The 23421-nt window shown below is 38.5% G+C and carries 15 protein-coding genes; 6 read left to right on the top strand and 9 right to left on the bottom strand.

Annotation, left to right across the window (positions count from 1 at the left end; translation table 11 throughout):
• The first annotated feature begins 119 nt into the window (after positions 1–119).
• From ACFE0M_RS13575 to ACFE0M_RS13550, 6 genes are all read left to right on the top strand, one after another.
• Complete coding sequence (locus ACFE0M_RS13575; RefSeq protein ID WP_434546318.1) at positions 120–3221, top strand: efflux RND transporter permease subunit; 3102 nt, start codon at positions 120–122, stop codon at positions 3219–3221.
• Positions 3221–4357 (top strand): efflux RND transporter periplasmic adaptor subunit, encoded by a 1137-nt coding sequence (locus ACFE0M_RS13570; RefSeq protein WP_434546317.1) that lies wholly within the window; start codon positions 3221–3223, stop codon positions 4355–4357. Before ACFE0M_RS13575 ends, ACFE0M_RS13570 begins: the two co-directional genes overlap by 1 nt.
• Before the next feature lie 87 nt (positions 4358–4444).
• On the top strand, positions 4445–4810 hold the full coding sequence (locus tag ACFE0M_RS13565; protein ID WP_434546316.1) for a four helix bundle protein: 366 nt from the start codon (positions 4445–4447) through the stop codon (positions 4808–4810).
• A gap of 3 nt (positions 4811–4813) precedes the next feature.
• Complete coding sequence (locus tag ACFE0M_RS13560; protein WP_434546315.1) at positions 4814–6181, top strand: TolC family protein; 1368 nt, start codon at positions 4814–4816, stop codon at positions 6179–6181.
• Positions 6182–6190: 9 nt separating this feature from the next.
• Positions 6191–8320, top strand: a complete 2130-nt coding sequence (locus ACFE0M_RS13555) for a thioredoxin domain-containing protein (RefSeq protein ID WP_434546314.1) — start codon at positions 6191–6193, stop codon at positions 8318–8320.
• Between the two features lie 114 nt (positions 8321–8434).
• On the top strand, positions 8435–8956 hold the full coding sequence (locus tag ACFE0M_RS13550) for a DinB family protein (RefSeq protein ID WP_434546313.1): 522 nt from the start codon (positions 8435–8437) through the stop codon (positions 8954–8956).
• Between the two features lie 230 nt (positions 8957–9186).
• Here the strand turns inward: ACFE0M_RS13550 and ACFE0M_RS13545 are convergent, their stop codons facing one another.
• The 9 genes from ACFE0M_RS13545 to ACFE0M_RS13505 form a co-directional block, all read right to left on the bottom strand.
• Entirely contained in the window at positions 9187–10143 is a 957-nt protein-coding gene (locus ACFE0M_RS13545) for an arsenic resistance protein (RefSeq protein ID WP_434546312.1), read from the bottom strand.
• Between the two features lie 21 nt (positions 10144–10164).
• Positions 10165–10605, bottom strand: coding sequence for a Fur family transcriptional regulator (locus tag ACFE0M_RS13540; RefSeq protein WP_434546311.1), 441 nt, complete (start codon positions 10603–10605; stop codon positions 10165–10167).
• Complete coding sequence (locus ACFE0M_RS13535) at positions 10595–11482, bottom strand: cation diffusion facilitator family transporter (protein ID WP_434546310.1); 888 nt, start codon at positions 11480–11482, stop codon at positions 10595–10597. The genes ACFE0M_RS13540 and ACFE0M_RS13535 overlap by 11 nt, the downstream gene beginning before the upstream one ends.
• A 4-nt stretch (positions 11483–11486) precedes the next feature.
• Positions 11487–12116, bottom strand: a complete 630-nt coding sequence (locus tag ACFE0M_RS13530) for a cation transporter (protein ID WP_434546309.1) — start codon at positions 12114–12116, stop codon at positions 11487–11489.
• The gene (locus ACFE0M_RS13525) at positions 12106–13305 is read right to left on the bottom strand and encodes an efflux RND transporter periplasmic adaptor subunit (RefSeq protein ID WP_434546308.1); all 1200 of its coding nucleotides are present in this window, start codon (positions 13303–13305) and stop codon (positions 12106–12108) included. The genes ACFE0M_RS13530 and ACFE0M_RS13525 overlap by 11 nt, the downstream gene beginning before the upstream one ends.
• A gap of 27 nt (positions 13306–13332) precedes the next feature.
• Positions 13333–17739 carry a CusA/CzcA family heavy metal efflux RND transporter gene (locus ACFE0M_RS13520; RefSeq protein ID WP_434546307.1) on the bottom strand — a complete coding sequence of 1469 codons (4407 nt, stop codon included), beginning with the start codon at positions 17737–17739 and terminating at the stop codon, positions 13333–13335.
• A gap of 297 nt (positions 17740–18036) precedes the next feature.
• Positions 18037–18384 carry a DUF6660 family protein gene (locus ACFE0M_RS13515; RefSeq protein WP_434546306.1) on the bottom strand — a complete coding sequence of 116 codons (348 nt, stop codon included), beginning with the start codon at positions 18382–18384 and terminating at the stop codon, positions 18037–18039.
• A gap of 414 nt (positions 18385–18798) precedes the next feature.
• Entirely contained in the window at positions 18799–21888 is a 3090-nt protein-coding gene (locus ACFE0M_RS13510; protein WP_434546305.1) for an efflux RND transporter permease subunit, read from the bottom strand.
• Positions 21889–21898: 10 nt separating this feature from the next.
• Complete coding sequence (locus ACFE0M_RS13505; protein ID WP_434546304.1) at positions 21899–23410, bottom strand: efflux RND transporter periplasmic adaptor subunit; 1512 nt, start codon at positions 23408–23410, stop codon at positions 21899–21901.
• Positions 23411–23421: the final 11 nt, after the last annotated feature.

Below are 23421 nucleotides of genomic sequence, written 5' to 3'. Positions count from 1 at the left end.
TTTTAAAAAGTTGATTTATTGTTGGCTCCAGAAAGCTCAAATTATGTGCATGGTCACATTTTAGAGGACATCTGGTCTCAAACATTAATTAGCTAAAACCAACAAAAACAATAAGGATAATGATCAAAATATCTTTTAAGAATCCCTATCTGGTATTCGTACTGGCCATAGTGGTGTCAGTCCTGGCTGCGGTCTTAATTCCAAGGATGCCAGTGGATATTCTTCCCCAATTTAAAAAATCTGCCATGCAGATTATAACCCTTTATCCGGGTATGCCGGCTGAAGTGGTAGAAAAGGACATCACCAGTAGAATGGAAAGATGGACCGGACAATCTCCCGGAATTGAAAAGCAATTATCGAAAAGTATAATGGGCGTGAGTGTGGTTACTAATTTTTACGGAGAAGAAATTGACCCAGCCGAGGCAATGGCCAATTCTTCTTCTTATGCAGTAAGTGACATGTATTATCAACCGCCTGGCACCTTGCCTCCTATGATTCAGCCTTTTGATCCTACTGCTTCCAAGCCACTGATGTTGCTAACGGTGAGTAGTGATACAAGAAGCGGAAAGGATTTATATGATGTAGCATACCTCAATCTCCGGCAAATGCTAAGCGGGGTGGAAGGAATTGTTGCACCGGCTGCTTATGGTGGTTCGTTGAGGAGGATTTATGTGTATGTAGAGACCGATAAACTGGAAGCTTTGGGTATTTCCCAAACTGAAGTGATGGAGGCTATTCAAAAAAACACCACCATGATTCCATCAGGGGTGGCCAATATCGGCAACATAAACTATGGAGTTGATGCAAAAGGCTTGATAGTGGATGTCGAGGATTTTGATGATATAGTAATCACTCATAAAAACGGGAATCCCATTTATATTAAAGATATAGGGAAGACTAAAGATGCAAGTGCCATTCAAACTAATATAGTTAGAGTGGATGGTAAGGAACAGGTTTACTTACCTATTTTTAAAAGACCGGGAGCTAATACAATTGCTTCGGTTGAGGCGGTGAAAGAGGCATTGCCTAGTTTGAAAGTAAGAATGCCAGATGACGTAAACCTAAATGTAATTTTTGACCAATCTTCTTATGTCAGAAATTCAATAGCAGGTCTGCAAAATGCAGGTTTAGGCGGTTTGATCTTGGTGGTAATCGTACTGATTTTATTTTTAGGTAATTTTAGATCTGCACTGATTGTCGCTATTAGTTTGCCTTTATCCGTACTTTTTGCTTTCATAATGCTCTCCCTAACTGGTCAGGCGATCAATAGTATTACTTTAGGAGGAATGGCTTTGGTGTTGGGATTATTAGTGGATAATTCCATTGTAGTGCTGGAGAATATCGACCGCCATCTTAAAATGGGGAAATCCTCTTTTCAGGCGGCTAAGGAGGCTGCATTAGAAGTAGCAAATCCTGTTTTGGCTTCCACTTTGGTGATTATTGTAGTATTTTTTCCGGTTCTGTTTTTAACGGGGATTACAAAATTTTTATTCTCTCCCCTGGCTATTACGGTAACCGCTGCTATGATTGGCTCCTACATTTTTGCCTTAACGCTTATTCCGATTATGGGAGCTTTTCTGTTCAAAAACCACCTGCCTGATTCGGATAAAAAGCCTAAGAAAAATGCTCTTGGCTTTTTCCAGCGATTCATTGATAAATTGGGTGGTAAATACCAAAATAGCCTTTCCGGTTTATTAAAAATCCGTTGGACAGTTTTAATTGGAGCCATAGTACTGCTGGTTATTTCACTTTTTCTCTTGAAAAATACCGGCTATGAACTTTTTCCTCAAGCCGATGTAGGCCAAATGGAAATTTCAGTACGCATGGAATCAGGTACTAGGCTGGAAGATGCCAATGAAACCATAGCGGAAATGGAGCAGGTTATCCGTAAAGAAACAGGAAATGACCTGGAACAGCTTATAGCAAATATTGGAGTGTTCTATGATTTACCTGCTGCTTATACGCCTAATTCCGGTACTCAGGATGCTTTTATTGGCGTACAGTTAAAGGAATCTCATGAAACCAGCACATTTGAATATGCTTCTCGCCTTAGGAGAAAACTAAAGGAGAAATTCCCCGGCATTGAACTCAGTTTTAATACAGGCGGAATGATTACTGCGGCTTTAAATGAAGGAAAACCTGCGCCTATCGATGTTCAGGTAAAGGGAAATGATTTGGAAGTCTTGCGAGAAATTTCAGAAAAAATCAGGGATACGATTGCTACAATTTCAGCTTCCCGTGATGTGAGGGTGCTTCAAAGAATTGATCAGCCTGCCAAAAACATCAATATTGATCGAGTGAAAGCAGCTGAATTAGGAGTTGAACCAGTGGAAGCCATTAAAAACATGGTTTCTGCACTGAATTCCTCGGTTACTTATGAAAAATCTTTTTGGATAGATGAAAGTAATGGGAACCACTATTTTGTAGGGGTCACTTATCCAGAAAGTGAAATTGACAGTCGCTTCGTTCTGGAAAATGTTGGGGTAAATAGTTCTACTTCCGAAAATACTGTTCCTTTCAGAAATTTCTCTAATATTTCGGATGGTTCTAACCCGGTTGAAATTAACCACCATAATTTGACCCGTGCATTTAATGTGTATGCTAATGTGGAGGGTAAGGATGTAGGACGTGTTTCAGATGAAATTCAAAGCATCATTGACGGGATGGATATTCCCGAAGGTTATGAAGTAAATTTTGAAGGAGAAGTAGCCATAATTAATGAATCTTTCGGAGGCTTAGGCCTGGGCTTAGGTTTAGCCGCAATTCTGGCCTTTCTGATTATCACTCCACTTTTTCGCTCCTTTAGAAAGCCATTTATTATCATTCTGGCCTTTCCTTTTGGTTTGATAGGAGTAGCCCTTCTGATGTGGGCAACCGGTACTTATTTAAGCATTCAATCTATCATGGGAATTATCATGATGGTAGGGATTTCAGTTTCTTATGGAAATATTTTGGTAGATAGAATTAACGCTCTTGTCCATGAGGGGAAAAGCACCAATAATGCCATCAAAGAAGGAGCAGGGGATCGATTCCGGCCTGTCTTGATGACAGCATCTACTACCATTTTGGGCTTATTGCCTACTGCTTTGGCAACGAGTTCAGGCTCGGAAGCCAATGTGCCTTTAGCAATAGCTGTAATTGGCGGGACTTTTATGGCCATGATCATCACTCTTTATATCATCCCGATTCTTTATTCACTTATCGCAAAAACAAAAAAATAATGAAAACTTTAAATAAAACTCAACAAGCAATTGGCAATAAGGAAATGTTGCTTCGCAACGCAATAGGCAAATGGGCCATTGTTTATTGCCTATTGCTAATTCTAGCAACATCTTGTAAACAGGAAGACCAAAGCACGAATGAAACCTATACTGATAACGATAAAACCCAAAGAGTTGAAGTGGTTTATCCGCAGCAGCGTTCTTTTACAGCTGAAGTTTCTATTACCGGTACGGCTCTTCCCAATCAAATCGTTACACTTTTTGCAATGGAAAGTGGAATGTTAATGCAGATGCGCAAAGACATAGGCGATAGGGTGACGGAAGGAGAAGTGATCGCTAGACTGGAGAACCCGAAATTATACCAACAAAAAGTAAAATGGGAGGCAGAAGCCAAAGCAAAAAAGGCGCAATATGAGCGTTTGAATTCCATTTACGAAAAAACCCCGGCACTGACCAATATTCAAAAGGTTGAGGATGCCGAGGCAGATTACCTTTCTGCCAAAGCAAATCTTGCAGCAGCCAATAATAGGATAGGCTTTTTAACTGTAAAAGCTCCATTTTCAGGCATTGTGACTAAACGTATGGTCGATAAAGGTGCGATGATTCAAAGTGGGTTAAAAGCCGGCAATACGCAGGCAATCGTTGAGGTTCAAGAGATTAACCCCATTCGGTTGACCATACCTGCACCGGAAACTGATGCGGTTGGCATTACAGAAGGAATGGAAGCAACAATCAGCATTCCTGAATTGTCAGGTAAAACCTTCAATGCGACAGTGAGCCGGATATCAAATGCGCTGGATCAGCAGTCCAAAACCATGCAGGTTGAAATTGACCTGGGAAATCCTGACGGGAGTATTATTTCGGGTATGTACGCCAAAGCACTCTTGGAAATTAAAAGTAGTGCGGATATTTTGTCTTTACCGCAGATAGCCAAAATCAGCCATAAAAATGAGGATTATTTTCTATTAGTAGAAGATGGGAAAGTGAAAAGATTGAAGCTTGTGAAAGGCCTATCAAATCAGGATTATTTTGAAGTGCTGAATACTGAAATCTCAGCCAAATCGCAGGTTATTGTGCGAGGAAAGAGTTTGGTGAAACCTGGGCAGAAAGTCGAAGCAGTTTTAAAGAATAGGTAAACGGAAGTTAGTAATAAGCAATAGGCAATAGGCAATAGGCAAATTGGTAACTGATTAAACTTCGACAATTACTAAATAATAAAAATTATGGCAGCTAAGAATTTTAAAGAGACGACAGTTTATAAAAAAGCTTTTTCATTGGCAATGAATATTTTTGAAATAAGTAAGGCCTTCCTAAAGGAAGAGAAATATTCACTTACCGATCAGATGCGTAGATCATCGAGAAGTGTTTGTGCCAATATGGCGGAAGCCTATAGGAAAAGACTATACCCGGCACATTTTGTATCAAAAATATCAGACTGTGATGCAGAAAATTCAGAGACAGGGGTTTGGTTGGATTTTGCACTCTCCTGTCAATATATCACCGAGGAAATTTACCAAAAGTTGAATTTAAGAAATGAAGAAATCGGAAAAATGCTACATCACATGATTAATAACCCTGAAAAATATTGAAATATGAAAAAATGTAAAACAAACAATAAGCAATTGGCAAGGGGCAAATGGCAAAAAGTAATATTTTGCCTATTGCTTATAGCCTATTGCCAATTCACAAGTGCTCAAGACACCATTCCGCTTAATTTAGAGAAAGTAATGGAACTGGCAGGGGCTAATAACTTGACCATTAAAGAATATAAGGAACGTCAGGAATTGGCGAATGCTCAAAATACTGAAGCTAATGAATGGTGGCTACCCGATATTTATGCTGGCGTACAAACGCATCAGCTGGCAGGAGCGGCAATGAATGCGGATGGCGGTTTTTTTCTGGAAGTAAACCGAAATAATTTATGGAGTGGCATTGGCTTAAATGCAAACTGGGATTTTGCTGATGGCATATTCAAGTCCAAAGCAGCTTCCCTGAAATCTGATGCTTCATCCTACAAAACGGAAGCGGAAAGAAATCAGATTATTTTGGAAGCTATCAAGGCATATTATGAGTTGCAGTCTGCTCAAGCAGAGTTAAGTGCCTATCGAAATTTGGTGGAGCAGTCTGATTCTATTTCCAGGCAAATTGCACAACAAGTGGAGTCAGGCTTGCTTTATGAATCTGAGCTTCTTTTGGCTAAAAGCAACCGTAATCATCTAAAGGTGGAAATGGCGAATGCCCATAAACGATATCTGGAAAAATCTTCCAGGCTTGTGAATATTTTAAATTTCAAAAATGGAATTCAGTTGGTCAGTGCAGATAGTATGATGACGCCCCTTCAATTTGATGAAGATTTATTAGCTGAAAGCACTGAGGAACATAAAAGGGCAGAAATAAAAGCGATAGCATTAGATATGGAAGCCATCAAAACTGAAAAGAAAACCACTACAGTTAGTCTGCTAATTCCTGAACTTGCAGTAGGGGCTTACGGCTCTTATTTTGGTAATTTATCAGGTAAGGTTCGACCGATGGAACCCAACCGTTTCCCTGAAACCAGGCAATTGTATCCAACAAGGGCGCTTAATGCCTCCTTAATGTGGAATATCCCTTTGGGAAGACTGTTTTCAGGTGGAGCACTTAAAGTTTATGATAGCCGCATTAGATTAGCAGAAATAGAATATGATAAAATGAACGCTCAAATTCGGGAGGAAATAACCAATGCTCAACAAAAAATTGATCTGGGCAAGCAGCAAGTAGAAATTGCAAAGGAATCTATAGAGCTTACGGCAGAGGCAGTCAATCAAAGCATTAAAAGGCAGGAAAACGGTACTGCCAAGCCTTTTGAGGTTTTTCAGGCACAGCAGTTTTATTTACAAGCGCAAATTGACTATTTGAAATCAGTGGGCGATTATAACGCAACGCAATATGAGTTGAAGGTGGCTAAAGGAGAAGAGTTATAAAAATTTGTTATGATAGGAATTAATAAAGCAGTGGCCATTGCAATTTTTCAGTTTGTAATTATTGCAGGATGCTCTCAAAATAATAAATCCGATAAATCAAGTTCAGATAGGGCTATTGCATCAGACACTACCCTCAATAGGTTAGCCAATGCTAAAAGCCCATACCTTCGCCAGCATGCCGATAATCCAGTTGACTGGTATGAATGGGGCGAAGAGGCACTGGATAAAGCAAAAGAAGAAAACAAGCCTCTTTTAATTAGTATAGGGTATTCGGCTTGCCACTGGTGTCATGTAATGGAACATGAATCATTTATGGATAGCAGCGTGGCTAAAATCATGAATGAAAATTTTGTTTCCATCAAGATTGATCGTGAAGAACGACCGGACATTGATCAGATTTATATGAATGCTGCACAGCTCATCAGTGGCAGAGGAGGCTGGCCGCTCAATGCCTTTGCTATGCCGGATGGTCGTCCATTTTATGCTGCGACTTATTTTCCTAAGAAAGAATGGAAAGAGATTTTGACCCAACTTTCAAATACTTATCAAAATGATTTTAAAAAAGTAGATGAGCAGGCAGAGTTATTGACTCAGGGAATTAGACAGCAGGATATGATTAAGCCAGCACTCGATAGCACTTCTGGATTTGCTGAATCAGTCTACGATAATATCTATAAGAACTGGAAAACGATCATTGATTTTAAAAAAGGAGGATTTGATAGAGCTCCTAAATTTCCATTGCCTGTGGGTTGGGATTTTTTATTGCAATATCACTACCTGACAGAAAATGAAGAAGCCCTGGAAGCAGTTATAGTCACCCTTGATGAAATGGCCAAAGGCGGCATTTACGATCAGATTGGTGGAGGCTTTGCCCGATATTCCACCGATGCGGAATGGTTTGCACCACATTTTGAAAAGATGCTGTACGACAATGGACAACTCGTGAGTTTATATGCAGATGCCTACAAAGTAACCAAGAATGAAAGCTATGCTTCTATTATTCGTGAAACCTTGACTTTCATAGAAAGAGAAATGACAAGTTCTGAAGGTGGATTTTATTCCTCTCTTAATGCAGATAGCGAAGGAGAAGAAGGGAAATTTTATGTATGGACTCAACAAGAAATTCATGATGTTTTAAATGAAGAGACGGCAAAGCTCATTTCTGATTATTATCAGGTGAAAAAATCGGGAAATTGGGAACATCGATCGAACATTCTTCACAGGAAGGAAGGTAAAAGAGCATTTTCTGAAAAGCATAATCGGAAAGTAGGTGAGTGGGACAAGATGCTTTCAAAGGCAAAAGAGAAATTAATGGATAGGCGAAGTGAACGCATCCGACCTTCAACTGATGATAAAATATTGACCAGTTGGAATGCTTTGATGTTAAGCGGCTATGTGGATGCTTATTTGGCTTTAGGCGAAAAAGAGTATTTGAAGAGCGCTTTAAAAAACGCCCAATTTCTCGAAGACAATATGCTGAGGGAGGATGGCAGATTATGGAGAAATTATAAAGATGGGGAAGCAGGGATAGAAGCATTTCTGGACGATTATGCTTTGCTGGCAGATGCTTATATCCAGCTTTACCAAGCCACTTTTGATATTCACTGGCTTAATTTGGCTAAAACTATAACAGATTATGCTATCAACAATTTCAAGGATGATAAAAGTGGCATGTTCTACTATACCTCAGATCAGTCAGAGAACCTCATTGCCCGAAAAATGGAGATCAGGGATAATGTGATACCAGGTTCAAATTCTGTTATGGCTACCGTTTTATATAAGCTGGGCGAGTATTTTTATAATCAGTTTTACATCAATATGAGCAAAACAATGTTGAACCAGGTGTCCGAGGACACCTCTGCAGGCGGGCCATATTACGCCAATTGGGCAAAATTGATGGGATTAATGGCTTATGAGCCTTATGAAATTGCGATCATAGGAAGGCAATCGGTTGAGAAAAGCTTGATAATGCAAAATGAGTTTTTACCCACCGCTTTGTTCATGGGAGGTGAGAAAGAAAACCTGCCTTTGCTAGAAAACAAGTTAAGAAAAGACAATACCATTATTTATGTGTGCAGAAATAAAACCTGTAAATTACCTGTGAAAGAGGTGGAAAAGGCTTTGGGGCAGATGCGGTAATATGTTCCTTAAAATTAAGTTATTTTATGCCTACATTTATAAAAGAGGTGTTTAGTAATAAAAACTTTCGTTTCTTATGATAGAATTAATAACTAAATGGATAACCATTGTAAGATGAAAAGAATTTGCGTCTTAATTACTTCTTCCTTTTTATTCGCCTTAATGGAAGGAAAAGCACAAGACTATTTTCAAGAGGAATATCCAAAGGTTTGGGAGCGAAGCACTGCTTATAGGCGAACAATTGCGGAAGCTATGCCAGAGCAACTCTATGATTTTAAAATTTATACCGATGGCATGACTTTTAAAGAGCAGCAACTGCACATTGTAGGAAATATCAGTTTTCTATGCCGCCATATTACCGGAGAGTATAAAAGCTTTTATTCAAGAGATGAAATAGATAAGCTCAGTAAGGAACAGGTCTTGCAGATTTCGGAGGACGCATTTAGCTATGTAGCAGATTTAATCAAAAGCACAGAACCCTCAGTGCTTTCTGAAAAAGTAATGTTTAAGGGGACTGAAATGTCTAAAAAGAATATATTTTACCTGATTAGAAGCCATACAATTCACCATTTAGGACAATCCATTATCTATTTACGCATGAATGATATTAAGGCACCTGAGTATGTGGGGTGGTAATGTAACTGATAGTTTTTATTAGGGCTTAGTAAAAAGAGATTAAAATTTAAAATAGAATTAGTGAAGGTTTAGTGTAAGGCCACCCTTCTTAAATAAAGTCTATTAGGCAATTACAAGAGAACCCCGATAGCTATCGGGGGTATTTATCAGATAATCAGTGACAAATAATAAATATTTGTGAAAAATATTATTAGATACTATATAAATAGGTGGTTTTATTCTTTTTTATCTTATTTTTTGTCTTTCGTAAGCAAAAAAGCTTGGCTCACAATAGCTAAAATGGGTAATTCAATTAAAGGGCCAATAACTAGGGCGAGCGCAATAAGTGGCTGATTGGGGAAAGCAGTGATAGCAATAGCTAATGAAATAGGTGAATTTCGAGCAAGTGTGGTCATACTTAAACTCACCCTATCTTGAAACGAAAATTTCAAGAACCTGCCTACGATTTGACTAAAGAAAAAATTGACAAAGAAAAATGCCAACACTGGAATCAACATAAGGTACAATACCGCTGGATTTTCAAGCAAATATTCACCTTGAGCGGCAAACATGGCTGCAATAGCCAAGCAAAGAAATGGTAGCTGCGCCTTAGTGAAAAATGAAGATAGTCGTTGATTTATAGATATTTTTTGGTTTTTGTTGAGCAATTTACTTTTCGTTAACTGAGCCAATAAAAACGGAATTACAAGTATGATTATAATACTTTCCCAAATTCCTGATAGATTAATATTACCTGACATATCATTAAATAAGAACAGATAAAACGGCAGAAGAATCAGTTGCAAAAGCAAATTAACAGGTAAAATAGCCGTGGAAAGTACTACATTTCCCTTTGCTATTTGGGTGAATATCAGATACCAGTCAGTACAAGGCGTAACCATCAGCATAATAAAGCCTATCCACAGGTAAGGATGCTCAGAAAGCAGAAAGTATCCTAAAATCCAGGCCAATATGGGAGTCCAAATGAAATTAATAGCAATACTACTAATTGCAAAACGTCTATTTTTGAACGCTTTTGTTAAATCCCTCATTGGTATTGAAAGAAATATTCCATAAAGCATGGCGGCCAGCGCTGGCACAATGACTTCATCAGCCTTAACTTTTATTTGTTCAAATTGCCCTAAGAGCAAACCTAAACACACGGCCAAAAGTATAATTAAAGTTTGAAATTTTTCAAGCTTACCCACTATTAACAATCCATTTACAACTCAACTAGCGCATTTCCCGCAAATACACATTACTACCAAATTCGCCTCTTCTGATATGAACTTTTGTGGTAAACTAATCTCTGGGATTTTATATTTAGGTAGGCAAATGGTCTCATTACATTCCTTGCAATGAAAATGGACATGCAAGTCTCGCTCTAATTCACATTTGCAACCATCTTCACATAATGCATATTTGGGTGCACCTGTACCGTCATCAATGCTATGGACTAACCCATTTTCCTGAAATGTTTTAAGCGTGCGAAATAAGGTCACTCTATCAGATTTTTCAACCTCCTTTTCCAAATCAGTCAAACTAATGGCAATTTTTTGATCTAGCAAGGCTTCTAATACCAACAGACGCATAGCCGTTGGTCTGATATTCTTTTCTTCTAAATTTTTTTCCAATTCCTTTATCTTCATCGCTTCATCTTTAACAATCATCTAACTCACAATTTTCATCTATGCTTTCAGTTTCAATTGTAATATGATTAACAGATTCATCCTTTAATTCATTACGAGCCTTTTTCTTTATCTCTGAAAGCTCAGATAATCTATAATCTTCTTTCATTCTTAAATGAATACTCATGATGTGATAACTTCCGTCCAATGACCAAACATGGCAATCGTGCACATCTTTAATCTCATCAATCACTTCCAATTTCTTCCGTATTTTATCAATTGATACATCAGAAGGAATTCCTTGCATTACAACGAGCAAACTCTTTTTTAGATTCTTATAGACATTGTATAGCACGAATAAGGATATTAATACAGAAAGTAATGGGTCAATAAATGGAGCATCAAAATACATCATGATAATACTACCTATAAACACGGCAACCCAGCCTAATACATCCTCCAGTAGGTGTAATGAGACTACCTTTTCATTCAGAGACTCACCCTTTCTCAGTTTAAAAACAGCTGCTCCATTCACGATAATGCCCAGTATAGAAAGGTACAGCATTCCTTCCACATTGGTTTCTTCAGGATTGAAAAGACCGGGAATTGCCTTAGTTAAGATAAATATAGAGCCTGCCACTAATACTATGGAATTTATTATAGCACCTAATAGGGAAAATCGTTTATAGCCAAACGAAAAGGTCTTTGTTCTGCCTTTTTTGGACAATTTTTGAAAATACCAAGATAGTCCTAAGCTTAAGCTGTCTCCTAAATCATGCAATGCATCAGATAATATCGCCAAACTATTGGTGTACAGTCCGCCAATAATTTCAATTATCGTAAATGCAAGGTTGAGAAAGAAGGCTACTTTTACATTGCCTTCAGAATGATCGTGTGAATGTTCGTGATTTTGCGACATAATATCAACAATTATTATTACAAATTAAAGTTCCATTTTTTGCTTTATCGAATGCCTCTTTTCCTTCTTTGAATGCAAACCATGCGATTCCCAAACTACCAAGCGCATCGATATAGGGAATGCCAAAAATTTCATATATTACACTTGAGCCTAAAAGGATGAATGATAAGTAAAAGCATGTTTTGGTGCAATTGGCATCAGAGATAATTGGTGCCGATTTAAGTTTGTGGCCTACATCCAATTTTGCTTTATAAAGGAAGTACATTGTCAGAATAGATAAAACTGATAACACAATTCCAATCACAGTGGTTTCAGGCTTTGATCCATGATATAGGCTGCTGGTCGCTCCGAAAATCAATCCTGCTGTTAAAAGGTAGAATGCAGAACCGGTTACTTTCAATGCAGTTCTTTCAAATGAATCTCTTTTGGAAACCTCATTTCTGTTCATTCTCCAGATCATGTGAGCTATCCCGATACCTGAGAGCACTTCCACAAAACTGTCGAGACCAAACCCAAAAAGTGCAAGGGTTTCATCTTGTGATCCATAAAAGGTTGCCACACCACCTTCTATCATATTGTAGAAGATGGTGATTAAGCTAAGAATATAGGCTTTCTTAAGTAGTTTAGTGTGCATGACCTGCGCTTCCTTTTTGCATCTCTGAAATCAAATAATATGCATCACTCCAAGCGACTAACGCCCCTGCTGGAAGTGACTCAAGAAGTTTTATCTCAACCCAACCATCTGCTTTAATACCAGTTCGTATTTCCACAGCTTGAAAAGCCCATTCTGTTCCACCGTCTTTTTGAAGCTCTTCTACAAGGAAAATATAGGGCTTTCCTTCTTCTTCTATAATGGCCTCCTCTGGTAATGCCATTACCTTTTCTTTACTAGTTTCAATTTTTGCATTAATATACATTCCAGGAATTAAGAAATTCTTTTTCTGCTCTATTTCTGCATGAACATGTACCGCTTTAGGATTCTGCTCAAACTTCTTACCCACAGAATATATTTTAGCCGATAAATTCGAGCCCGGCACTGTAGCCACTGAGAATTTAATTTCTTGACCGACTTCTACCTTATGAACATCTTTTTCAAACACCATTAAATCTGCATGTACATGCTCTGTATTTACAATCATGAACATTTCAGTTTGAGGTTCAACATATTGCCCTATCTGAACTTTTACTTTTTCTATGTATCCATTTATTGGACTTATAACGGGTACATATTGATAAATCTCACACTCCTTTATGCTTTCTAAATTTAAACTCAATTGATTTAATTGAGCTTCATAGCCCTTCATTTCTCCTTTCATAGCTTGATAATTTGCCAAGGTCTGCTGATAATCCTTTCCTGAGCCTACTTCTTCCTCATACAATCGCTTTTGTCTTTGCATCTCTTTTTCAAGATACTGGAATTGACTATACGCTTGGATGTAATTACTTTGAAGATTGGCAAGATTAGGGTGCGACAAGAAAGCCAATACTTCACCCTTTCTTACCTTATCTCCTTCAATTACCTTTATACTAGTCACATTGGCTCCTAAAATACCAGTAACGGTAGCTTCATGCTGTGGGGGCACTTCTAGTTGACCATTAGCCTCCACAATTCCAGATAGGCTACGACTCGGCAAGGAATCTACCTTTATGCCCAGGCTTTCAAACTTAAGATGGGAGAGGTGTAAAACTCCCATTCCTTCTTCTTTCTGCTCCGATTCTTCTTCTGTTTTTTCCGTTAGCTTATTTTCGGTTGATTTATTGTCACAACCTGAAATTATTGTTCCGAAAAAGAATACTAGAATATATATAATTTGATTTTTCATTGCTTTATGTTTTATAAATCCGATGACTTATTTTGATGTTTTTAAATAATATTCTAATTGATAGCGACTCTCCAGGTATTTACCGAAAGCATTCCATGAATCCACTTCTATACTTATCGCGTCTTTTATATTTTGTAGAAAAGAAACATAGTCAATAGCTCCCTCTCTGTAGGCTGCAATAGCACCTTTCCGCTGTTCGGTAGCAAGTGGCAAGGCCTCATCACAGTAATATTTCCAGGAATCGTACCATTTCAGATACTGCGCTCGAACACGATTGTATTCATTGTTCAATTTCAATTGAGTCTCTTTATAATTTTGCTTAGCAATATCCTTTTGAATTTTAGCAGACTGCGACCTACCTAGTTCAGGTGCAAAAAATAAAGGAATTTTAATACCTACCTGATAGGTATAAAACCCAGACTGGCCTGCAATTTCCTGTCTGCCATATTGCCCTTGCAACTTCGGCAGAAACTGTGACCGCCTCTCCCTTATGATGGCATCTGCCACTTCAACTTCTTGTGCCGAAATATCCAATAATGGATGACTTCTTAGAGAATCTGCCACAAAATTTAGCGGATCATCTAATTGTTCTGATGGAATATCTGCTACGGTGAATAAGCTATCATTAGCAAACCACAAGTTCAATCGTTGCAGTGCACTTAAGTAATCTCTGTAGGCTTGCTCTCTTTCAATATGTACTTTGTTGGCTTGATTGGCGGTTGCTAGAAATTCTAACTTAGAAGTAGCTTCTGTTTCCAATCTTATTTTAGCCGCTCTTTCTATATCCCTAAAAACAGAATCAAGTTTATCGTAAACTTCAAAGTTTTTCTTTGCAGCATAGAGATTTCCCCACGCACTACTTACTTCTCGCTCCAATTCGATTATAGATAGGTCGAGTGCTTTTTCAGCTAGCGCCACTTGTTCCTTTTGAAGCTTAAGCTTAGAAGCGATACCAAAGACATCAATATTCTGTTGTTGAAACCCTATGCTTGTGTACACTCCATTAGAACCATTGCCAGCTTCTTCTCTTCCAGTGAAAATCTGAGTATTCCCAAAATCCCAAGCTGTTTTTTTTAATACTTGCTGGCTTTCAATTTCCAGTTTTGCTGATTTGATTTTAGGATAATTTTCAATAGCCTTTTTCTTAGCTTCTGCTAAAGTAAGTTCAGGAAATGAATCTTGTTGAACCTCCTGTGCATTTACTGAATTTGACAAACCAAATAATCCGCCACAAACCAAAAAAACTAGTATCAGGTTAGCATTGCTTCCTTTTAACGCCTTTCTTCTATCACTTCTTCCTTCTACAAAAGTGTATAAAACGGGCAGCACTACCAATGTTAATAAAGTAGCTGTGAGCATACCACCGATTACCACAGTAGCCAAAGGTCGTTGCACTTCAGCTCCTGCAGACGCAGAAAATGCCATCGGTAAAAATCCAAAAATGTCGGTTGTTGCAGTAAGCATAATAGGTCTGATTCTTTCTTTGGTTCCTGTTAAAATTCGTTCTCTAATACTTGTAACACCTTCTTCTTTCAACGAATTGAACCGATTAATTAAAACCAATCCATTCAAAACGGCTACCCCAAATAACACGATAAAGCCTACACCTGCTGAAATACTGAAGGGCATATCTCGCAGCCAAAGCGCAAAAATACCTCCAATCGCAGCTAGTGGAATGGCAATATAAATCATAATGGATTGCGAGAAGGATTTTAGGGCAAAGTATAACAGAACAAATATTAAGAAAAGCGCTATTGGGACAACAATCGTCAATCGACTTTTTGCCCGCTCCAGATTTTCAAATTCCCCTCCATAGCTAATATAATAACCGGGCGGTAAGTCAAGCTCAGCATCCAGTTTAGCTTGAATGTCTTTCACTACTGATTCAACATCTCTGCCTCTTGTATTGACGCCTACATAAGTTCTCCTATAAGTGTCATCGCGAGAAATCTGCATTGGCCCCGGCACATAACTAATGTCTGCTACCTCTTTAATGGGTACTTGCGTACCGTCTGGCAAATCTATATACAAGGACTGTACATCCTCTATATTTTGCCTGTGCGCTTCATCAAATCGAATGACCAAATCAAAACGCTTTTCCCCTTCAAAAATCACCCCCGCTACTCCACCAGCAAAAGCTGAGCTTACATATTCATTCAGCTTTTGAATATCCAATCCATATTGCGCAATCTTATCTCGATTATAACGCACCGTCATTTGAGGTAGGCCTGATGTCCGCTCAGGATTAACATCTCCTGCACCTGGCACAGTTTCAATAATTTCAGCCATTTCCTGTACTTTCTTAGCAAGAATATCTAAATCTTCACCATAAAGCTTAACGGCTATATCCTCTCGTACACCTTCAAGCAACTCATTGAAGCGAAGTTCCACCGGCTGTGTGAAAACAAAATTCACACCGGTAAGATAAGTTTCAAGTTTTTCCTTGATTTGCATTATCAAATCATCTTTAGTCTCAGCTGAAACCCATTTATCCTTATCTTTTTCCAATATTAAATACATATCTGCTATGTCCATTGGCATGGGGTCTGTTGGTATATCTGCCACACCAATTCGAGCAGTAACGGTTTTAATCTCAGGGAAATTTTCGAGCAAGAGTTCCTCTATTTTAATTGAAACCTTCTTCGATTCGCTAAGCGAACTCCCGGGGCGAACTAATGCCTGCATGGCAATATCTCCTTCATCCAACTGAGGTACAAATTCGCCTCCCATTTTGGAAAATGTATAACCGGCCACCCCCAGTAAAGCAATGGCTAAGATGATAACCAGCATTTTGAAGCGTAAAGCTCCATTCAATAAAGGGAGGTAAGCATTATGAATGGCGCTTATGATTTTATCGCTCACCTTTTCTAAGCCTTGCTCAAATCTGCCAAACCAATTCTTTTTATTCTGAATGGGTTTCATTAATAATGCCGACATCATAGGCACATAAGTCAAGCATAGTAGAATAGCACCTATCATGGCAAAGCCAAAGGTATAAGCCATTGGCTGGAACATCTTACCTTCTACTCCTGTGAGAAATAAAATGGGAGCAAATACAATCAATATAATGATTTGACCAAAAAATGCTGAGCCCATCATGGTGCTACCTGCATCATAAGCCAAATCATCCATCACCCCTTGATTGAATTTTAGGTTGCCAGATCTAATCCGCTTTTGTACTTCATAAACAGTTCCTTCAATAATGATGACAGCCCCATCAATGATAATTCCAAAATCAATGGCTCCCAAACTCATAAGGTTGGCCCAAACACCAAATTGCTTCATCAGAATAAAAGCAAATAGAAGCGAAAGCGGAATAGTAGTCGCGGTGATTATTCCACCTCGTAAACTACCTAACAAGAGCACCAGTGCGAAAATAACGATTAAAGCTCCTTCTATTAAGTTTGTTTTAACCGTATCAGTGGTTCTTGAAATCAAATCACTTCTGTCAATAATCGTATTGATGGTTAAACCTTCAGGAAGCGATTTCTCTACTTCTGCCATACGGTCTTTCACATCCTGAATTACCTTATTTGGGTTAGCTCCTTTCAACATCATGATAATGCCACCAACTGCTTCTTTTCCATCCTGTGTGAAAGCACCATAGCGCACTTGGTTTCCAAAATGCACTTTTTCCGCTACATCACCAATAGTGATAGGAATACCGTTTTCCGTCTTCACCGATATCTTACGAATATCATCTAATGACCGAATTAAGCCTTCTCCTCGGATGAAATTAGCCATGTGGTTTTTCTCAATATAAGCACCTCCAGTATTGACATTGTTTCTAGCCAATGCCTCATAAACTTGAGAAATACTGACGTTCATGGAATTAAGCTTTTCAGGATTAATAGCCACTTCATATTGTTTGATATACCCACCAAAAGAGTTAATTTCTACTACTCCCTTAAGTAAGGTCAATTGTCTTTTCACTATCCAATCTTGAATACTTCGAAGCTCCATTGGGGAATATACCGAGTCATAGCCCTCCTCTGGCTGAATGGTATATTCATAAATTTGACCTAAGCCCGTTGTTATGGGGCCCATGCTTGGGCTGCCAAATTTATCAGGAATGGTTTCTTGCAAGTCGTTGAGCTTTTCCTGTACTAATTGCCTGGGCAAATAAGTACCCATATCATCCTCAAAAACGATCGTTACTACCGAGAGACCAAAACGTGATACCGACCTAATTTCATTTACACCTGGCAGATTACCCATAGCTAATTCCACAGGGTAGGTCACGAACTGTTCAATATCTTCTGTGGCTAGATTGGGCGAAACGGTCATCACTTGCACCTGATTATTCGTAATATCGGGTACAGAACCCAAATTGACCGTGTACATGGAGTATGTGCCAATTCCAATGAGTGCCAATGTCAGCAGACCCACAATAAATTTATTCTTTATAGAAAAAGAAATGATTTTATTAATCATAAGACTTTTAATTAGTTTTTTAGAAAGAAAAAATGGTCGCAATCTATTTTAAAAGGTCATCTTAGAGACCAACTCAATAGAAATCACCAATACCTGTTTAAAGCTTGACTAGGTGTTTCTTTCTGTCTATTTATTATAAATTGTTTAGATTAACCTTAGCCTGAACGGCATTAAAGAATCTTTCAGGAAATAAGGATTCTTGGAATTGCTTATTCAATCAGCATAATGGTAGTTCTTAAAGATTTCTACATGAAAAATCTTTAAAAAAAGGACATACCTATCCTGTTGAATAGCGCTTTATAGTCGTGGAGGTATCAGAAAATCGAAGATTTCAATAGTTCTGAAATCTTGGTAATAAAGAGAATATGAACCTGAAATCATATCAGGATGTGAAAATGGAATTTCATTTATGGGGAAGAAATGCAAATGGCAGCAATGACATACACAAAGTGGTGAACAATTATCCTCTTCCTGATTATGCTCATGGCTTTGATTTTCATTTGCCCAATCACCATAAGAAGCAATCTCTTGCTCATTGTTTAATGCTTTAGCATCTGAGCAGGGTATCCCGCAAAGCGCTATCATGTAAAAACTCAATATGTAACATAAAACTTTCACGAAAACAAAGGTAGAGATTAAATCCATGCAATGCTATTGCATCTATGCAATTAAGTATATTTGTAAATCAGAGATCAAATCAGTCTTTGATACCTCCCTTACCACACTAGAAATTTAACTCCATACAACCAATGGAAGATGAAGTCTTGAATGGTGGTGGAAAATGTTCGCTTGACTCCACATTTCAAAAAATAATTAAAAATGGAGAACGAACTAAAACGAGAACTAAAAACACCAGGAGCCATTTTAATGGGTTTGGGTTCAATCGTAGGGATAGGGATTTTTGTAAGTATAGCCATTGCTACTTATTCATAAAATTTGTCCTTTTTTGCTCTGATTTATCAGTAGATTGTTGCTTAACTTACTATTTTGCATGAATCACAAAAAAGCCAAACAATTTCGTTTGGCCTTTAATAGAGTTAATTCTTGCTTCTTACAATATCATGTATTTCCTTTTTTAAGCTGTACAAGTTCGTATACACAAGGAATCACTATCAAATTAAGTACGGTAGCTGAGAGTAAACCTCCTAAGATCACAACCGCCATCGGACTTTGAATTTCATTGCCTGGCTCGCCACCTTTCAGGGCAAGCGGTATCAAGGCTAAACCGGTCGTAAAAGCAGTCATCAAAATGGGGTTCAAACGATCCAATGCGCCTTCTTTCAGCAATTGAAAACCTTCTAGACCTTCATTTCTTAACTCTTCATATCTGGACACTAGTAATATTCCATTCCTTGTAGCTATACCGAATAAACTAATAAAACCTATTGTTGCGGCTATGCTTATGATCCCACTGGTGAAATACACTATTAAAATTCCTCCTATGAGCGCCAACGGTAAATTAATCAAGACAATAAAAGATAATTTGAGATCTTTAAACTCAAAGTAAAGCAATAAGAAGATGATTAAAATAGCAGCTATAGCAGTAATAAGCAGCATTTGGGAAGCCTTCTCCTCACTTTCAAATTGACCCCCATACTCGACTCTATAGCCTTCAGGCAATTCAATATTTACCTCTACAATAGATTGAATTTCATTCACAACACCTCTCAAGTCTCTACCTTGAACATTCGCGGCTACTACTATTTTCCTTCTCACATCTTCTCTTGAAATAGTATTAGGGCTGCTCACCGAAGCGACTATAGCTAACTGATTCAAAGCGATTTGCCCTCCATCGGGCAAACTAATCAAGGCTGATTCAAGCGCTGCTTTATTATCTCTTGCTTCATGCTTGAAACGGACGATCAGGTCGAAATACTTTTGCCCTTCATAAATTTCTCCCGCTTTCTCTCCAGCAAAAGCAATATCCACTTGCTGCATTAAATCACCGACCGTCATGCCATAAGCTGCCAGCATTTGACGTTTGGGCATAATGCGGATCTGCGGCACTTCTATTTGCTGATCCACGGCCACATCAGCTATTCCTTCAATGCCACTAATATTATTTTCAACAGCTTTACCAAGTTCAAACAAGCGTTGTAAATCATCCCCGAAAATTTTAATAGCGATATTGGCGCGAGTTCCGGAAAGCATATGATCAATTCTATGGGCTATTGGCTGGCCAAGCGTAATATTGACTCCTGGCACCACACTGAGCTTAGTCCGTACCTCTTCAAAAAACTGTTCTTTACTCTTTTCTCCTAAGGTAAACGGCACATCTATTTCAGCAGCATTGACCCCTTGAGCATGTTCATCCAGTTCAGCTCGCCCCGTTCTTCTTGTGACTACCTCTACCTCGGGCATTTCCAGAAGCAGCTCTTCTATCATTTTTCCCGTTTTATTACTTTCTTCCAAAGACATTCCAGGCACGCCCACAGCACCTATTACCAATGAACCTTCATTAAATTCAGGCAAGAAACTTCTGCCAAGCTGACTGAATAGAACTAAACTGCCAATAAAAACACCTACCGTTAGACTTATAATTGTCTTAGGGTATTTTAAGACACCTTTTAAAAGTGCTGCATATTGGGTTCGTAACCAGCGTTCGACTTTTGTTCCTTCGGCTTGCTTTTTCAACACCTTCTCACTTTTAAGCAAATAAGAACACAACACTGGTGTGAGTGTCACCGCTACTACTAAGGAAGTCAATACCGAAGTGATAAATGCAATCCCTAGTGGCTTTAATAAACGACCTTCCATACCGCTTAAGAAAAACAAAGGCACAAAGGACACGATAATAATGAGTGTTGCTATGATGATGGAACTACGGATTTCAACCGAAGCATTTTTTACGACAGTCAGGGTAGCTTCTCTTTCCTCTTTAGGCTTTCGTATATTTTCTCTTAATCGCTTAAATACATTTTCTACATCAATAATAGCATCATCCACCAAAGCCCCAATAGCTATAGCCATACCTCCCAAACTCATGGTATTAATCGTATAGCCCATCAACTTGAGCACTATAATAGAAACTAATAAGGAAACTGGAATGGCTAATAGAGAGATGATGGTGGTTCGCCAGTTCATCAAAAAGATAAACAATACGATCACAACAAAAAAGGCTCCTTCCAGTAGGGTTTGATTCAAATTATCAATCGAAGCTTCAATAAAATTCGCTTGCCGGAAAATATGGCTTTTGATTTCTACTCCTTTTGGAAGCGTATTTTGCAAATCAAGAATGGCAGCATCCAGGCGTTCCGTTAATTCTAAAGTATTAACATCAGGTTGCTTGGCAATAGTCAATATTACTGCTGGTTTAGCATTTAAAGAAGCATCACCAATTTTATCTGCAGCGCCTACCTTTACTTCAGCAACATCTTTAATTTTGATGGATTGCCCATTTACACTTTTTACAACCGATTCTGCTAACTGCTCAATAGAATAAGCACGTCCGCTTCCTTTGATGATATATTGATTTCCATATTCATTCAGAAAGCCACCAGGAGCATTAACATTACTTTCCTCTACCTTTTCAAGCAATTCAGCAAGGCTGATATCATAATATTTCAGTTTTTCAGGATCAGCCATCACCTGATATTGCTTATAGTCACCTCCGATAACCACCACATTAGCAATACCTCCAATTGATTTAACTCGAGGTCGAATCGTCCAATCAGAAAGTGTCCTTAGCTCCATAGGCGATAAGCTGTCTGAGCGAACGCCTAAGAGCATCACCTCTCCCATAATGGATGAAATAGGTGCCATGGTTGGAGCACTTACACCCGATGGTAAATTTTCACGCACCATCGGAATTCTTTCACTTACAATCTGTCGGGCTCTGTAAATATCCGTTCCCCATTCAAACTCTACCCATACAATGGAAATACCCGCTGCCGAAGAAGATCTAATCCTTCGTACATTAGGAGAACCATTCATCGCAGTCTCTAACTGGTAAGTAACTAATTTCTCTACCTCTTCAGATTCCAGCCCATGGGCTTCCGTTAAAATGGTTACCGTAGGTGCTGTTAAATCAGGAAATACATCCACATTCATATTACGAGCAATGTATAAGCCCGATAATGTCAATAAAATAGCTGCCAAAAGAACTAAAAGACGGTTCCTAAGGGATATTTCTAATATCTTATTTAGCATATATCAAATTTTAATGTGAATGTCCGTGTGCAGGCGCTTGTCCAGACATGGAAGCCATTTTCACCTGATAAGCTCCTTTACTAACGACTACCTCTTCAGCAGATAAACCATCCAAAACCTCCACTTCATTTCCGTTTCGGTTTCCAATAACAACATTTCGTCTTTTGAAACTTTCACCGGAGAGTTGAACCATTACAGAAAATTGACCATAGTCTTCTAAAAGGGCACTAGACGGAATAACCAGACTTTCTTTACCTTCTCCTATTGCAATTTGTGCAGCTGTAAAACTTCCTTCTGGCATTTCCACTTCTTCTGTTACCGAAGCAAAAAGAGAAAGTAATGGATCATTTGGCGATACCTCCTTGCTTTTTGTAAGAATGCGCCCTGCGGTTTCCCTTAAATTTGACCATTTATTAGGGCTTGGTTGATACCAGATATTATGGATAAGATCTAGGGCCACATTATTTTTTTGGCTAATCTGAATTTCTAGTAATGACCCTTTGTGTTCAGCTATACTGATGAGTTTTTTACCTTGCTCAACAAAGTTGCCATTTTCAACCTCTAGCGATTTTACATAGCCATCTGTAGGTGCCACAATTTGCTTTCCTCCAGACCTATAGCCATTTACCAAAGTTTCATAATTGGTTTTTGCTATCTGGTAGCGTTGCTTTACGGATTCCCATTCAGATTTAGGAACAATTTCATCCTCAAAAAGAGATTTTTTTCGTTCATATTCTGATTTTGCTTTATCGTACTCCGCCTTTGCTTTTTGGATTTCAGCATTCAGGTTATTGGTGGTTAAACCAGCACTACTAACGGTCATAAGCAGCTGACCTTTCCGTACCTGAGTTCCTTCAAGCAGCGAATTTCCAAGAAAATTTACCTTTCCAGATGCAGGCGCTACCAGACTTTGATAAGCATTTGGATCTACCATCCAAATACCCGATGTTGAGATGGTTTCATAAATCGTTTTTAACTCAACTGGTGCTGTCTGAAATTCCATTTTCCAAGCTTGCTCCTTAAGAAAAGTAATCGCATTTCCATCTTCACTAGCTAATCCTTCAGCATTTTGGGCTGCCTCGATACTTTCAAACACCTGAACTTCATTAAGTACTATTCTGTCAGAATAGCTAGGTGTTTTTAAATCAAACACTACGGTATAAATACCAGCAGCCTTAGGTTGTAAAGATGGGGTGAATATACCAGGGGAAGAAGGATTTTCCACAGTATGTCTAATTCCTTTTCCTGCTTTTATCAAACTCACTGTAACACTACCTTTTTTAACAGGCTTATGTTGATTCATCTTAGTAAAATGAGCTGCAAAGCGACTGGTCTGACCTACGACCAAAACAGGAAACTCTACAAAAAGCTCAGTGTTTTTTGTCCAAACAGTATAATCTACTGATGGTCTATTTCCTTCGTCAGCTGCATGACCACCATTTTCATCGTGTGCATGACCATGATCTTCCGTTGGCTGGCAAGAAAATGCCAGCAACGAAAGGAATATTACTATATATCGCATATCTCTTCTGT

The organism is Marivirga sp. (genome assembly GCF_051117495.1).
Classification (GTDB): domain Bacteria; phylum Bacteroidota; class Bacteroidia; order Cytophagales; family Cyclobacteriaceae; genus Marivirga.
This window is presented reverse-complemented; position numbering and strand designations above follow the sequence as displayed.

What these genes read in the sequence shown, in the direction of transcription:
- ACFE0M_RS13555 (WP_434546314.1), top strand. Translation starts at nt 6,191, where the DNA reads ATGATAGGAATTAATAAAGCAGTGGCCATTGCAATTTTTCAGTTTGTA.
- ACFE0M_RS13505 (WP_434546304.1), bottom strand. Translation starts at nt 23,410, where the DNA reads ATGCGATATATAGTAATATTCCTTTCGTTGCTGGCATTTTCTTGCCAG.
- ACFE0M_RS13525 (WP_434546308.1), bottom strand. Translation starts at nt 13,305, where the DNA reads ATGAAAAATCAAATTATATATATTCTAGTATTCTTTTTCGGAACAATA.
- ACFE0M_RS13540 (WP_434546311.1), bottom strand. Translation starts at nt 10,605, where the DNA reads ATGATTGTTAAAGATGAAGCGATGAAGATAAAGGAATTGGAAAAAAAT.
- ACFE0M_RS13520 (WP_434546307.1), bottom strand. Translation starts at nt 17,739, where the DNA reads ATGATTAATAAAATCATTTCTTTTTCTATAAAGAATAAATTTATTGTG.
- ACFE0M_RS13565 (WP_434546316.1), top strand. Translation starts at nt 4,445, where the DNA reads ATGGCAGCTAAGAATTTTAAAGAGACGACAGTTTATAAAAAAGCTTTT.
- ACFE0M_RS13530 (WP_434546309.1), bottom strand. Translation starts at nt 12,116, where the DNA reads ATGCACACTAAACTACTTAAGAAAGCCTATATTCTTAGCTTAATCACC.
- ACFE0M_RS13535 (WP_434546310.1), bottom strand. Translation starts at nt 11,482, where the DNA reads ATGTCGCAAAATCACGAACATTCACACGATCATTCTGAAGGCAATGTA.
- ACFE0M_RS13570 (WP_434546317.1), top strand. Translation starts at nt 3,221, where the DNA reads ATGAAAACTTTAAATAAAACTCAACAAGCAATTGGCAATAAGGAAATG.
- ACFE0M_RS13560 (WP_434546315.1), top strand. Translation starts at nt 4,814, where the DNA reads ATGAAAAAATGTAAAACAAACAATAAGCAATTGGCAAGGGGCAAATGG.
- ACFE0M_RS13575 (WP_434546318.1), top strand. Translation starts at nt 120, where the DNA reads ATGATCAAAATATCTTTTAAGAATCCCTATCTGGTATTCGTACTGGCC.
- ACFE0M_RS13510 (WP_434546305.1), bottom strand. Translation starts at nt 21,888, where the DNA reads ATGCTAAATAAGATATTAGAAATATCCCTTAGGAACCGTCTTTTAGTT.
- ACFE0M_RS13550 (WP_434546313.1), top strand. Translation starts at nt 8,435, where the DNA reads ATGAAAAGAATTTGCGTCTTAATTACTTCTTCCTTTTTATTCGCCTTA.
- ACFE0M_RS13515 (WP_434546306.1), bottom strand. Translation starts at nt 18,384, where the DNA reads ATGGATTTAATCTCTACCTTTGTTTTCGTGAAAGTTTTATGTTACATA.